The sequence below is a fragment of the Escherichia sp. S10b genome (genome assembly GCF_028421345.1).
Lineage (GTDB): Bacteria > Pseudomonadota > Gammaproteobacteria > Enterobacterales > Enterobacteriaceae > ECMA0423.
The window spans coordinates 25,045-39,240 of the sequence record NZ_JAHZSO010000152.1 but is presented as its reverse complement, the minus strand read 5'-3'; the positions used below and the strand labels follow the sequence as shown (position 1 = coordinate 39,240).

Here is a 14,196-nt window from a genome sequence, read left to right as displayed (position 1 = left end):
TATCTATGAAACTCTCACGTATCAGCGCCATCAACTGGAACAAGATATCTGACGATAAAGATCTGGAGGTGTGGAATCGCCTGACCAGCAATTTCTGGCTACCAGAAAAGGTGCCACTGTCGAACGATATACCTGCATGGCAGACATTAAGTGTCGTAGAACAACAACTGACAATGCGCGTTTTTACTGGCCTGACGCTGCTCGACACGCTGCAAAATGTTATCGGCGCGCCTTCGCTGATGCCCGATGCGCTCACGCCTCATGAAGAGGCAGTATTATCGAATATCAGCTTTATGGAAGCGGTTCATGCCCGCTCTTACAGTTCGATTTTCTCGACGCTGTGTCAGACCAAAGATGTCGATGCCGCCTACGCCTGGAGTGAAGAAAACGCACCGTTGCAGCGAAAAGCTCAGATTATTCAGCAACATTATCGCGGTGATGATCCGCTGAAAAAGAAAATCGCCAGTGTGTTTCTTGAATCTTTTTTGTTCTATTCCGGTTTCTGGCTGCCGATGTATTTTTCCAGCCGCGGAAAGCTGACCAATACCGCAGATCTGATCCGTCTGATTATCCGCGATGAAGCAGTCCACGGTTACTACATAGGCTATAAATATCAGAAAAACATGGAAAAGATATCTCTGGGACAACGTGAAGAGTTGAAGAGTTTCGCCTTCGATTTGTTGCTGGAACTCTACGACAACGAGTTGCAATACACCGATGAGCTGTACGCCGAAACCCCGTGGGCTGACGATGTGAAAGCGTTTCTCTGTTACAACGCCAATAAGGCTTTGATGAATCTGGGCTACGAACCGTTATTTCCCGCAGAAATGGCGGAAGTGAATCCGGCAATCCTCGCCGCGCTTTCGCCGAATGCCGATGAAAATCACGATTTCTTTTCCGGTTCAGGCTCCTCTTATGTGATGGGGAAAGCGGTTGAAACAGAAGATGAAGACTGGAATTTCTGAGGGTGTTATTTTCAAAAATATCACTACCCGCAGCAGGGAAATAATTCCCGCCAAATAGCTTTTTATCACGCAAATATTCTGTAGTGATCTACACTGATACTCTGTTGCATTATTCGCCTGAAACTACAATATTCAGGCGTTTTTTCGCTATCTATGACAAAAAATATCAACTTTTCTCGATTTGCTCTCAGCCCTTATATCACGGGAAATTCCGGCGATTTGCTCGCATCAATATTCATGCCACATTTGCCCTCAGGGGTTGCCTCAGATTCTCAGTATGTTAGGGTAGAAAAAAGTGACTATTTCCATTGGGTAATATATCGACATAAACAAATAAAGGAATCTTTCTATTGCATGGCAATTAAATTAGAAATTAAAAATCTTTATAAAATATTTGGCGAGCATCCACAGCGAGCGTTCAAATATATCGAACAAGGACTTTCGAAAGAACAAATTCTGGAAAAAACTGGGCTATCGCTTGGCGTAAAAGACGCCAGTCTGGCCATTGAAGAAGGCGAGATATTTGTCATCATGGGATTATCCGGCTCGGGTAAATCCACAATGGTACGCCTTCTCAATCGCCTGATTGAACCCACCCGCGGGCAAGTGCTGATTGATGGTGTGGATATTGCCAAAATATCCGATGCCGAACTCCGTGAGGTGCGCAGAAAAAAGATTGCGATGGTCTTCCAGTCCTTTGCCTTAATGCCGCATATGACCGTGCTGGACAATACTGCGTTCGGTATGGAATTGGCCGGAATTAATGCCGAAGAACGCCGGGAAAAAGCCCTTGATGCACTGCGTCAGGTCGGGCTGGAAAATTATGCCCACAGCTACCCGGATGAACTCTCTGGCGGGATGCGTCAACGTGTGGGATTAGCCCGCGCGTTAGCGATTAATCCGGATATATTATTAATGGACGAAGCCTTCTCGGCGCTCGATCCATTAATTCGCACCGAGATGCAGGATGAGCTGGTAAAATTACAGGCGAAACATCAGCGCACCATTGTCTTTATTTCCCACGATCTCGATGAGGCTATGCGTATTGGCGACCGAATTGCCATTATGCAAAATGGTGAAGTGGTACAGGTCGGCACACCGGATGAAATTCTCAATAATCCGGCGAATGATTATGTCCGTACCTTCTTCCGTGGCGTTGATATTAGTCAGGTATTCAGTGCGAAAGATATTGCCCGCCGGACACCGAATGGCTTAATTCGTAAAACCCCTGGCTTCGGCCCACGTTCGGCACTGAAATTATTGCAGGATGAAGATCGCGAATATGGCTACGTTATCGAACGCGGTAATAAGTTTGTCGGCGCAGTTTCCATCGATTCGCTTAAAACCGCGTTAACGCAGCAGCAAGGTCTTGATGCGGCGCTGATTGATGCGCCGTTAGCAGTCGATGCACAAACGCCTCTTAGCGAGTTGCTCTCTCATGTCGGACAGGCACCCTGTGCGGTGCCCGTGGTCGACGAGGACCAACAGTATGTCGGCATCATTTCGAAAGGAATGCTGCTGCGTGCTTTAGATCGTGAGGGGGGAAATAATGGCTGATCAAAATAATCCGTGGGATACCACGCCAGCGGCGGACAGTGCCGTGCAATCCGCAGACGCCTGGGGTACACCGGCGACTGCACCGACTGACGGCGGTGGTGCTGACTGGCTGACCAGTACGCCTGCGCCAAACGTCGAGCATTTTAATATTCTCGATCCGTTCCATAAAACGCTGATCCCGCTCGACAGTTGGGTCACTGAAGGGATCGACTGGGTTGTTACCCATTTCCGTCCCGTCTTCCAGGGCGTGCGCGTTCCGGTTGATTACATTCTCAACGGTTTCCAGCAATTGCTGCTGGGTATGCCCGCACCGGTGGCGATTATCGTTTTCGCTCTCATCGCCTGGCAGATTTCCGGGGTCGGAATGGGCGTGGCGACGCTGGTTTCGCTGATTGCCATCGGCGCAATCGGTGCCTGGTCGCAGGCCATGGTTACCCTGGCGCTGGTGTTAACCGCCCTGCTGTTCTGTATCGTCATTGGTTTGCCGCTGGGGATCTGGCTGGCGAGAAGTCCGCGAGCGGCGAAAATTATTCGTCCACTGCTTGATGCCATGCAGACCACGCCAGCGTTTGTTTATCTGGTGCCAATCGTCATGCTATTTGGTATCGGTAACGTGCCGGGCGTGGTGGTGACGATCATCTTTGCTCTGCCGCCGATTATCCGTCTGACCATTCTGGGGATTAACCAGGTTCCGGCGGATCTGATTGAAGCCTCGCGCTCATTCGGTGCCAGCCCGCGCCAGATGCTGTTCAAAGTTCAGTTACCGCTGGCGATGCCGACCATTATGGCGGGCGTTAACCAGACGCTGATGCTGGCCCTTTCTATGGTGGTCATTGCCTCGATGATTGCCGTCGGCGGGCTGGGTCAGATGGTACTTCGCGGTATCGGTCGTCTGGATATGGGGCTTGCCACCGTTGGCGGCGTCGGGATTGTGATCCTCGCCATTATCCTCGATCGCCTGACGCAGGCCGTTGGGCGCGACTCACGCAGTCGCGGCAACCGTCGCTGGTACACCACTGGCCCTGTTGGTCTGCTGACCCGCCCATTCATTAAGTAACTCTGCACTTGCCCGGTGACGCCGGGCATTATCACCCTGCCAAAAAAAGGAATAACAATGCGACATAGCGTACTTTTTGCGACAGCGTTTGCCACGCTTATCTCTACACAAACTTTTGCTGCCGATCTGCCGGGCAAAGGTATTACTGTTAATCCAGTTCAAAGCACCATCACCGAAGAAACCTTCCAGACGCTGCTGGTCAGCCGTGCGCTGGAGAAATTAGGCTATACCGTCAACAAACCCAGCGAAGTAGATTACAACGTTGGCTACACCTCGCTTGCTTCCGGCGATGCAACCTTCACCGCCGTGAACTGGACGCCACTGCATGACAACATGTACGAAGCTGCCGGTGGCGATAAGAAATTTTATCGTGAAGGGGTATTTGTTAACGGCGCGGCACAGGGTTACCTGATCGATAAGAAAACCGCCGACCAGTATAAAATCACCAACATCGCACAACTGAAAGATCCGAAGATCGCCAAACTGTTCGATACCAACGGCGACGGTAAAGCGGATTTAACCGGGTGTAACCCTGGCTGGGGCTGCGAAGGTGCCATCAACCACCAGCTTGCCGCGTATGAACTGACCCATACCGTGACGCATAATCAGGGGAACTACGCGGCGATGATGGCCGACACCATCAGTCGCTACAAAGAGGGCAAACCGGTGTTTTATTATACCTGGACGCCGTACTGGGTGAGTAATGAGCTGAAGCCAGGGAAAGATGTGGTCTGGTTGCAGGTGCCGTTCTCCGCACTGCCGGGCGATAAAAACGCCGATACCAAACTGCCGAATGGTGCGAATTATGGCTTCCCGGTCAGCACCATGCATATCGTTGCCAACAAAGCCTGGGCCGAGAAAAACCCGGCAGCAGCGAAACTGTTTGCCATTATGCAGTTGCCAGTGGCAGATATTAACGCCCAGAACGCCATTATGCATGACGGCAAAGCCTCAGAAGGCGATATTCAGGGCCATGTTGATGGCTGGATCAAAGCCCACCAGCAGCAGTTCGATGGCTGGGTGAATGAGGCGCTGGCAGCGCAGAAGTAATTTTTATTCGGGCGGATAAGGCGTTTTTGCCTCATCCGCCGCTCTGTACACAATGCCTGATGCGACGCTGACGCGTCTTATCATGCCTACAAACCACATCGCACATTTCAACAAGCTATCTTTCATCCCATATTCATCAACATCCGCTATTATTGATTTCCAGCTTAATCATCACCTGATGAACAAAAATAATGACTAAACCTAATCATGAGCTTAGCCCGGCGCTGATCGTGCTGATGTCTATCGCCACCGGTCTGGCGGTCGCCAGTAACTATTACGCCCAGCCGCTACTCGACACCATCGCGCGTAACTTTTCCCTTTCCGCCAGTTCGGCAGGCTTTATTGTTACCGCCGCGCAATTGGGCTATGCAGCAGGTCTGCTGTTTCTTGTTCCCCTCGGTGATATGTTTGAACGCCGCCGCCTGATTGTCTCGATGACCTTACTGGCAGCGGGCGGTATGTTGATTACCGCCAGCAGTCAGTCGCTGGCGATGATGCTCCTCGGTACGGCATTAACCGGTTTATTCTCTGTCGTGGCACAAATTCTGGTTCCGCTGGCAGCGACGCTGGCTTCACCGGATAAACGCGGCAAAGTGGTTGGCACCATTATGAGCGGTCTGCTGTTGGGGATATTGCTGGCACGAACCGTTGCCGGGTTACTGGCAAACCTCGGCGGCTGGCGCACCGTCTTTTGGGTTGCCTCGGTGTTAATGGCTCTGATGGCGCTAGCATTATGGCGTGGTCTGCCACAAATGAAATCAGAAACCCACCTCAACTACCCACAGTTGTTGGGTTCCGTTTTCAGCATGTTTATCAACGATAAGATCCTGCGCACCCGCGCATTGCTTGGCTGCCTGACCTTTGCCAACTTCAGCATTCTCTGGACCTCAATGGCCTTTTTGCTTGCCGCTCCACCTTTTAACTACAGCGATGGTGTCATTGGTCTGTTTGGACTTGCGGGAGCTGCCGGCGCGTTGGGCGCTCGTCCGGCGGGCGGTTTTGCCGATAAGGGTAAATCGCACCACACCACAACTTTCGGTCTGCTGCTGCTATTACTTTCATGGCTGGCGATCTGGTTTGGTCACACTTCCGTACTGGCGTTGATTATCGGAATCCTGGTGCTGGATCTCACCGTACAGGGCGTGCATATCACTAACCAGACGGTAATTTATCGAATACACCCTGATGCGCGTAATCGCCTGACCGCAGGTTACATGACCAGCTACTTTATTGGCGGTGCCGCCGGTTCGCTAATTTCAGCCTCAGCCTGGCAACATGGCGGTTGGGCTGGCGTTTGTCTGGCTGGCGCGACGATTGCCCTGGTTAACTTACTGGTCTGGTGGCGAGGTTTTCATCGTCAGGAAGCCGCAAATTAAGCAATCAGCAACCGTTTTCGTGGCTTTACACTTATAAGGGTGTTAAGAAGCCCATCAGTCTGATAAGGTTAAGATATTCATTCAGTCTATTTATAATATTAACAATCGTTAAGCGTACACTCTATGGAAAGCCCTACTCCACAGCCTGCTCCTGGTTCGGCGACCTTCATGGAAGGATGCAAAGACAGTTTACCGATTGTTATTAGTTATATTCCGGTGGCCTTTGCGTTCGGTCTGAATGCGACCCGTCTGGGATTCTCTCCTCTCGAAAGCGTTTTTTTCTCCTGCATCATTTATGCAGGCGCGAGCCAGTTCGTCATTACCGCGATGCTGGCAGCCGGGAGTAGTTTGTGGGTTGCTGCACTGACCGTCATGGCAATGGATGTTCGCCATGTGTTGTATGGCCCGTCACTGCGTAGCCGTATTATTCAGCGTCTGCAAAAATCGAAAACCGCCCTGTGGGCATTTGGCCTGACGGATGAGGTTTTTGCCGCCGCAACCGCAAAACTGGTACGCAATAATCGCCGCTGGAGCGAGAACTGGATGATCGGCATTGCCTTCAGTTCATGGTCATCGTGGGTATTTGGTACGGTAATAGGGGCATTCTCCGGCAGCGGCTTGCTGCAAGGTTATCCCGCCGTTGAAGCTGCATTAGGTTTTATGCTTCCGGCACTCTTTATGAGTTTCCTGCTCGCCTCTTTCCAGCGCAAACAATCTCTTTGCGTTACCGCAGCGTTAGTTGGTGCCCTTGCAGGCGTAACGCTATTTTCTATTCCCGTCGCCATTCTGGCAGGCATTGTCTGTGGCTGCCTCACTGCGTTAATCCAGGCATTCTGGCAAGGAGCGCCCGATGAGCTATGAGGTTCTGCTGCTTGGGTTACTGGTTGGCGTGGCGAATTATTGCTTCCGCTATTTGCCGCTGCGCCTGCGTGTGGGTAATGCCCGCCCAACCAAACGTGGCGCGGTAGGTATTTTGCTCGACACCATTGGCATCGCCTCGATATGCGCTCTGCTGGTTGTCTCTACCGCACCAGAAGTGATGCACGATACACGCCGTTTCGTGCCCACGCTGGTCGGCTTCGCGGTACTGGGTGACAGTTTCTATAAAACACGCAGCATTATCATCCCAACACTGCTTAGTGCGCTGGCCTATGGGCTCGCCTGGAAAGTGATGGCGATTATATAACCCACAAGAATCATTTTTCTAAAACAATACATTTACTTTATTTGTCACTGTCGTTACTATATCGGCTGAAATTAATGAGGTCATACCCAAATGGATAGTTCGTTTACGCCCATTGAACAAATGCTAAAATTTCGCGCCAGCCGCCACGAAGATTTTCCTTATCAGGAGATCCTTCTGACTCGTCTTTGCATGCACATGCAAAGCAAGCTGCTGGAGAACCGCAATAAAATGCTGAAGGCTCAGGGGATTAACGAGACGTTGTTTATGGCGTTGATTACGCTGGAGTCTCAGGAAAACCACAGTATTCAGCCTTCTGAATTAAGTTGTGCTCTTGGATCATCCCGTACCAACGCGACGCGTATTGCCGATGAACTGGAAAAACGCGGTTGGATCGAACGTCGTGAAAGCGATAACGATCGCCGCTGCCTGCATCTGCAATTAACGGAAAAAGGTCACGAGTTTTTGCGCGAGGTTTTACCACCGCAGCATAACTGCCTGCATCAACTCTGGTCCGCGCTCAGCACAACAGAAAAAGATCAGCTCGAGCAAATCACCCGCAAATTGCTCTCCCGTCTCGACCAGATGGAACAAGACGGTGTGGTTCTCGAAGCGATGAGCTAACGCGTCATCTCGCTCAAAAATCCAGATTTATAAAAGAAAAAATGACCGGCCAGCATCGCAACATGCTGGCCTTTTTGGCAAGCAGGTCGGCTCAGCCGATGAGTTAAGAAGATCGTGGAGAACAATATGAGCGCAAATGCGGAGACTCAAACCCCGCAGCAACCGGTAAAGAAGAGCGGCAAACGTAAGCGTCTGCTCCTCCTTCTCACCTTGCTCTTTATAATTATTGCCGTAGCGATAGGGATTTATTGGTTTTTGGTACTGCGTCATTTCGAAGAAACCGATGACGCATACGTGGCAGGGAATCAGATTCAAATTATGTCTCAGGTGTCTGGCAGCGTGACGAAAGTCTGGGCCGATAACACCGATTTTGTAAAAGAAGGCGATGTTCTGGTCACTCTCGACCCGACAGATGCTCGCCAGGCGTTTGAAAAAGCCAAAACTGCACTGGCTTCCAGCGTTCGCCAAACCCACCAGCTGATGATTAACAGCAAACAGTTGCAGGCGAATATTGAGGTGCAAAAAATCGCCCTCGCGAAAGCACAAAGCGACTACAACCGCCGTGTGCCGCTGGGCAATGCCAACCTGATTGGTCGCGAAGAGCTGCAACACGCCCGCGACGCCGTCACCAGTGCCCAGGCGCAACTGGACGTCGCTATTCAACAATACAATGCCAATCAGGCGATGATTCTGGGGACTAAACTGGAAGATCAGCCTGCCGTGCAACAGGCTGCCACCGAAGTACGTAACGCCTGGCTGGCGCTGGAGCGTACCCGTATTGTCAGTCCGATGACCGGTTATGTCTCCCGCCGCGCGGTACAGCCTGGGGCGCAAATTAGCCCAACGACGCCGCTGATGGCGGTCGTTCCAGCCACCAATATGTGGGTGGATGCCAACTTTAAAGAGACGCAGATTGCCAATATGCGTATCGGTCAGCCGGTCACTATCACCACGGATATTTACGGCGATGATGTGAAATACACCGGTAAAGTGGTTGGTCTGGATATGGGCACAGGTAGCGCATTCTCACTGCTTCCGGCGCAAAATGCGACCGGTAACTGGATCAAAGTCGTTCAGCGTCTACCTGTGCGTATCGAACTGGACCAGAAACAGCTGGAGCAATACCCGCTGCGCATTGGTTTGTCCACGCTGGTGAGCGTCAATACCACTAACCGTGACGGTCAGGTACTGGCAAATAAAGTACGTTCAACACCGGTCGCGGTAAGTACCGCGCGTGAAATCAGCCTGGCACCTGTCAATAAACTGATCGACGATATCGTAAAAGCTAACGCTGGCTAATCCAGAGGTGCGTGTGATGCAACAGCAAAAACCGCTGGAAGGCGCGCAACTGGTCATTATGACGATTGCGCTGTCACTGGCGACATTCATGCAGGTGCTGGACTCCACCATTGCTAACGTGGCGATCCCCACTATCGCCGGGAATCTGGGCTCATCGCTCAGCCAGGGAACGTGGGTAATCACTTCTTTCGGGGTGGCGAATGCCATCTCGATCCCGCTTACCGGCTGGCTGGCAAAGCGCGTCGGGGAAGTGAAACTGTTCCTTTGGTCCACCATCGCCTTTGCTATTGCGTCGTGGGCGTGTGGTGTCTCCAGCAGCCTGAATATGCTGATCTTCTTCCGCGTGATTCAGGGGATTGTCGCCGGGCCGTTGATCCCGCTTTCGCAAAGTCTATTGCTGAATAACTACCCGCCAGCCAAACGCTCGATCGCGCTGGCGTTGTGGTCGATGACGGTGATTGTCGCGCCAATTTGCGGCCCGATCCTCGGCGGTTATATCAGCGATAATTACCACTGGGGCTGGATATTCTTCATCAACGTGCCGATTGGCGTGGCGGTGGTGTTGATGACACTGCAAACTCTGCGCGGACGTGAAACCCGCACCGAACGGCGGCGGATTGATGCCGTGGGGCTGGCACTGCTGGTTATTGGTATCGGCAGCCTGCAGATTATGCTCGACCGCGGTAAAGAGCTGGACTGGTTCTCATCACAGGAAATTATCATTCTTACCGTGGTGGCGGTGGTGGCTATCTGCTTCCTGATTGTCTGGGAGCTGACCGACGATAACCCGATAGTCGATCTGTCGTTGTTTAAGTCGCGCAACTTCACCATCGGCTGCTTGTGTATCAGCCTCGCGTATATGCTCTACTTCGGCGCTATTGTTCTGCTGCCGCAGTTGTTGCAGGAGGTCTACGGTTACACGGCGACCTGGGCAGGTTTGGCCTCTGCGCCGGTAGGGATTATTCCGGTGATCCTGTCGCCGATTATCGGCCGCTTCGCGCATAAACTGGATATGCGGCGGCTGGTAACCTTCAGCTTTATTATGTATGCCGTCTGCTTCTACTGGCGTGCCTATACCTTTGAACCAGGTATGGATTTTGGCGCGTCGGCCTGGCCGCAGTTTATCCAGGGGTTTGCGGTGGCCTGCTTCTTTATGCCGCTGACCACCATTACGCTGTCTGGTTTGCCACCGGAACGACTGGCGGCGGCATCGAGCCTCTCTAACTTTACGCGAACGCTGGCGGGGTCTATCGGCACGTCGATAACCACGACCATGTGGACCAACCGCGAGTCGATGCACCATGCGCAGTTGACTGAGTCGGTAAACCCGTTCAACCCGAATGCCCAGGCGATGTACAGTCAACTGGAAGGGCTTGGGATGACGCAACAGCAGGCATCAGGCTGGATTGCCCAGCAGATCACCAATCAGGGGCTGATTATTTCCGCCAATGAGATCTTCTGGATGTCAGCCGGGATATTCCTCGTCCTGCTGGGGCTGGTGTGGTTTGCTAAACCGCCATTTGGCGCAGGTGGCGGCGGAGGCGGTGCGCACTAAGTACAACTAAGCCAGTTCATTTGAACTGGCTTTTTTCAATTAATTGTGAAGATAGTTTACTGACTAAATGTGCAGTTCCTGCAACTTCTCTTCCGGCAGCGCCAGTTCTTCGTTGCTGTTGATGCGCACGTCACGTTCCAGAATGCTACGCGCAATATCCTGCGCTTCCTGCAACGAGTGCATCTGGTAAGTGCCACACTGGTAGACGTTCAGTTCCGGGATCTGATTCTGATCCTGCACTTTCAGCACGTCTTCCATTGCCGCTTTCCAGGCATCAGCAACACGCTGCTCATCTGGCGTACCAATCAGACTCATATAAAAACCGGTGCGGCAGCCCATTGGCGAGATATCGATAATCTCTACACCATTACCGTTAAGATGGTTACGCATAAAACCAGCAAACAGGTGCTCCAGGGTATGGATCCCTCTTTCTGGCATCACTTCTTTGTTCGGCACGCAGAAGCGCAGATCGAACACGGTGATTGCGTCGCCATGCGGGGTGTTCATTGTTTTCGCCACCCGAACTGCAGGCGCTTCCATCCGGGTATGATCGACTGTGAAGCTATCTAACAACGGCATTTAGCCACCTCCGGTAATTTTTTTTAAAATTTTCTGAACTCTTTCTTCCCAGGCGAGTCTGAGTATATGAAAGACGCGCATTTGTTATCATCATCCCTGAATTCAGAGATGAAATTTTGGCCACTCACGAGTGGCCTTTTTCTTTTCTGTCAGGCGTGTTTTTCCAGCCACACCGCAAACGGTTCGGTATCAGCGGTTTCCATTTCCTGCTGACGGCGTTCAGATGCCTCGCGCTCGGCTACAAAATCCTCTTCGCGCAGAATTTCCAGCGGCTCTTCACGCAGCAGATTACGGTAGGCTTCTGCAAACGCTTTGCCTGTTCCGCCAATACCAGTATCAATCATAGACCTTAAGATACGGGCAGAGAAAGTCAGATCGGGATTATCGAAGCAGGCAACCAGTTCATCACACACTTTCTGATACGCTTCGCCGCCGTTAATGCTATCCAGCGTTTGCGCGACGCGTTTCAGATCGCGGAACAGATCTTTACCCACCTGCAGTAACGGGAACTGCGCGGTTTCGCAGCCGATACCCAGCGTCAGGCCCGGTTTGCGACCTTCAAGGATCACCCGGTTCCAGTTAACGCGCGTACAGGCAAGTTCGCTACTGCTCATTTCCGGTGCATCAGCCAGCGCACACCAGACCATAAACAGGTCGAGGAATCGCACCTGCTGTTCATCTACACCAATCGGCGAGAACGGGTTGATGTCCAGCGAACGCACTTCAATATATTCAATGCCGCCACGTAACAGCGCATCAGAAGGTGACTCGCCGCTGCGGGTAACGCGTTTTGGACGAATCGGCGCATACAGTTCGTTTTCAATCTGCAGCACGTTGCTATTGATTTGCAGCCTCTTACCGTCTTTCTCAATACCAATCTTCGCGTACTCTTCCGATGGCGTTTTGATTGCCTGTTTAAGGCCCGCTACGTACTCGTAAAGATCGTTGAAGGTAATACCAAGATTGCTTTGCGATTTATTGGTATAGCCGAGATCGCTCAAACGAAGAGAGGTCGCATACGGCAGGTAATACATACCGCACTCGGTTTTCTCAAACGGCAGCGACGTTGGTTTTCCTTGCAGGAAAGAAGAACAAATCGCCGGAGATGCACCAAACAGATAAGGAATGACCCAACCGAAACGATAGTAATTGCGGATAACGCGGAAATAGCCCGCAGAAATTTTCTCTTTGGCATCAGCGCCCGAGATATCACCGCACTTCGCTTGCCAGAATGCCATTGGCAAAGAGAAATTGTAGTGCACGCCGGAAATGGTTTGCATCAGCGCGCCGTAGCGATTTTTCAGCCCTTCACGATACAGCGTTTTAAAGCGTCCGGTGTTAGAAGTGCCGTACTGTGCCAGTTCGATGTCCTGACCTTCTGCGATGTAGCATGGCATACTTAACGGCCACATCCGCTCATCACCCATATTGCGCGCCGTATAACGATGCAGATCGCGCATAAAGGTCAGCATATGTTCAATATCACCATCCACTGGTGTAATGAATTCCAGCAATGCTTCCGCAAAATCGGTAGTAATCCATTTGTGCGTCAGTGCGGAACCTAATGCTTCAGGATGACCTGTTGTTGCCAGTGTGCCATCAGCATTAACACGCAAAGTTTCGCGCTCCAGCCCACGCTGTATCCCCTTTAACGCCTGAGGATGTTTTTCCAGCCAGGCCAGCGCCTGTGATACGTCCGGGATCAAATTGACCTCCCGCCTGTCAAAATCGTTTTAATTAGCATAACTGTAATGGTGACCATATGTGCAGGCCTACAATTAGTGCCACCACATCATGCCCTGAACGGTCGCTGCTGCAACTGCAACATAGCGTAACGCTTTACCAAGGCACAAAAAAAAGATTACTGGCCCCCAGGAGATGCGCATCCATCCCGCTAACAGACACAGTAAATCGCCAACCACGGGCATCCAGCTTAATAATAGCGTGACTGCACCATAGCGTTTCAGCCAGCCGGTAGCTTTCTCTTGCCAGCGCGATGTTTTACGCAATGGAAAGAAACGCCCAAGGATAACGTTAGTTAACCCTCCAAGGCTATTACCCATTGTTGCTGTTAAAACTAAAACCCAGGGATAACTGATCCCGGAAAGCAACATTGCCACCAGCACGACTTCGGAGTTGCCGGGTAATAGTGTAGCGCTGAGAAAACTACTGGCAAACAACGAGAAAAGCGATAACGCTTCACTCACAGCAAGCGAACATCCACGGCGTCCATGCCTGCTGCACGGGCCGCCTGAATACCGAAATCGGCATCTTCAAAGACCACACACTGCGTCGGTTGCACGCCAATACGCTGCGCGCACAACAAAAATGTGTCTGGCGCGGGTTTATGGTGTTTGACGTGATCAGCAGCGACGACGGCGTCAAAATAACGGCGTAATCCCAGGTGCGCCAGCAATGCCTCAGCGATGGCGCTTTCACTCCCCGTTCCTACAGCCATTGGGCGACGACCATGCCAACTTTTCACCACTTCAACAAGAGGAAGCGGCTCGACACTATCCAGCAGCATACTTCTTACTGCTTCTGTTTTTTCACGCGCTAACGCATGCGGGTCGAGATCGGCCTGATTCAGCTCAATAATTGCCTGAGCAATACGCCAGGTGGGCGATCCATTAAGCGCAATCATTGCCTGAACATCGTACTGAAGACCGTAGTGCCCTAATACTTCGCGCCACGCTTTACGGTGCGTAGGCTCCGTATCCAGGATTGTGCCATCCATATCAAAAATTAAACCTGCATAACGCTCGTACATGGTCTTCTCGCAAGTCGAAAAATATGACGCTACTTTAGCGTAATTGCTTGATTTTGTCGCTGATGGCGAAGGAGAAGAAAATTCAGGAAATGGATAAAGTAGTTATTTAGAAATGAGATATTTTTGAAGGAAATTTTTGGGAGAAGATGGTGCATCCGGGAGGATTACTCACTGGCGTTCG

14 protein-coding genes are annotated in these 14,196 nt (G+C 51.5%); 10 read left to right on the top strand and 4 right to left on the bottom strand.

The genetic code is table 11. The features are described 5' to 3' along the window. Window positions 1-5 precede the first annotated feature (5 nt). The 10 genes from nrdF to emrB all read left to right on the top strand — a co-directional run bounded on the left by nrdF (window position 6) and on the right by emrB (window position 10,666). Complete coding sequence (nrdF, locus tag FTE26_RS09325; RefSeq protein ID WP_000777938.1) at window positions 6-965, top strand: class 1b ribonucleoside-diphosphate reductase subunit beta; 960 nt, start codon at window positions 6-8, stop codon at window positions 963-965. Between the two features lie 354 nt (window positions 966-1,319). Further along, window positions 1,320-2,522 (top strand): glycine betaine/L-proline ABC transporter ATP-binding protein ProV, encoded by a 1,203-nt coding sequence (gene proV / locus FTE26_RS09320; RefSeq protein ID WP_001297215.1) that lies wholly within the window; start codon window positions 1,320-1,322, stop codon window positions 2,520-2,522. Then, entirely contained in the window at window positions 2,515-3,579 is a 1,065-nt protein-coding gene (gene proW / locus FTE26_RS09315) for a glycine betaine/L-proline ABC transporter permease ProW (RefSeq protein WP_000774996.1), read from the top strand. Before proV ends, proW begins: the two co-directional genes overlap by 8 nt. A 57-nt stretch (window positions 3,580-3,636) precedes the next feature. Further along, window positions 3,637-4,629, top strand: coding sequence for a glycine betaine/L-proline ABC transporter substrate-binding protein ProX (gene proX, locus FTE26_RS09310; RefSeq protein WP_001216521.1), 993 nt, complete (start codon window positions 3,637-3,639; stop codon window positions 4,627-4,629). A 191-nt stretch (window positions 4,630-4,820) separates the two neighbouring features. Beyond that, the gene (locus FTE26_RS09305) at window positions 4,821-6,005 is read left to right on the top strand and encodes an MFS transporter (RefSeq protein ID WP_000165722.1); all 1,185 of its coding nucleotides are present in this window, start codon (window positions 4,821-4,823) and stop codon (window positions 6,003-6,005) included. A gap of 123 nt (window positions 6,006-6,128) precedes the next feature. Continuing rightward, window positions 6,129-6,866: an L-valine exporter subunit YgaZ gene (gene ygaZ, locus FTE26_RS09300; RefSeq protein WP_000445658.1), complete on the top strand. Its 738-nt coding sequence runs from the start codon at window positions 6,129-6,131 to the stop codon at window positions 6,864-6,866. Continuing rightward, a complete protein-coding gene (gene ygaH, locus FTE26_RS09295; protein ID WP_000119767.1) occupies window positions 6,856-7,191 on the top strand; it encodes an L-valine transporter subunit YgaH in 336 nt (111 codons plus the stop codon). The genes ygaZ and ygaH overlap by 11 nt, the downstream gene beginning before the upstream one ends. A 90-nt stretch (window positions 7,192-7,281) precedes the next feature. Then, window positions 7,282-7,812 carry a multidrug efflux transporter EmrAB transcriptional repressor EmrR gene (gene emrR / locus FTE26_RS09290; RefSeq protein WP_000378442.1) on the top strand — a complete coding sequence of 177 codons (531 nt, stop codon included), beginning with the start codon at window positions 7,282-7,284 and terminating at the stop codon, window positions 7,810-7,812. A gap of 126 nt (window positions 7,813-7,938) precedes the next feature. Next, complete coding sequence (emrA, locus tag FTE26_RS09285) at window positions 7,939-9,111, top strand: multidrug efflux MFS transporter periplasmic adaptor subunit EmrA (RefSeq protein ID WP_001295175.1); 1,173 nt, start codon at window positions 7,939-7,941, stop codon at window positions 9,109-9,111. Between the two features lie 16 nt (window positions 9,112-9,127). Continuing rightward, entirely contained in the window at window positions 9,128-10,666 is a 1,539-nt protein-coding gene (gene emrB, locus FTE26_RS09280; protein ID WP_001295176.1) for a multidrug efflux MFS transporter permease subunit EmrB, read from the top strand. A 63-nt stretch (window positions 10,667-10,729) separates the two neighbouring features. Here emrB and luxS read toward each other — a convergent pair whose 3' ends face one another. The 4 genes from luxS to yqaB all read right to left on the bottom strand — a co-directional run bounded on the left by luxS (window position 10,730) and on the right by yqaB (window position 14,015). Further along, on the bottom strand, window positions 10,730-11,245 hold the full coding sequence (gene luxS / locus FTE26_RS09275; RefSeq protein WP_001130210.1) for an S-ribosylhomocysteine lyase: 516 nt from the start codon (window positions 11,243-11,245) through the stop codon (window positions 10,730-10,732). A 149-nt stretch (window positions 11,246-11,394) separates the two neighbouring features. After that, complete coding sequence (gshA, locus tag FTE26_RS09270; protein WP_000611802.1) at window positions 11,395-12,951, bottom strand: glutamate--cysteine ligase; 1,557 nt, start codon at window positions 12,949-12,951, stop codon at window positions 11,395-11,397. 72 nt (window positions 12,952-13,023) lie between these two features. After that, window positions 13,024-13,452 (bottom strand): YqaA family protein, encoded by a 429-nt coding sequence (locus tag FTE26_RS09265; RefSeq protein ID WP_001287457.1) that lies wholly within the window; start codon window positions 13,450-13,452, stop codon window positions 13,024-13,026. Continuing rightward, complete coding sequence (gene yqaB, locus FTE26_RS09260) at window positions 13,449-14,015, bottom strand: fructose-1-phosphate/6-phosphogluconate phosphatase (RefSeq protein WP_000273305.1); 567 nt, start codon at window positions 14,013-14,015, stop codon at window positions 13,449-13,451. Before yqaB ends, FTE26_RS09265 begins: the two co-directional genes overlap by 4 nt. Between the last annotated feature and the right edge of the window lie 181 nt (window positions 14,016-14,196).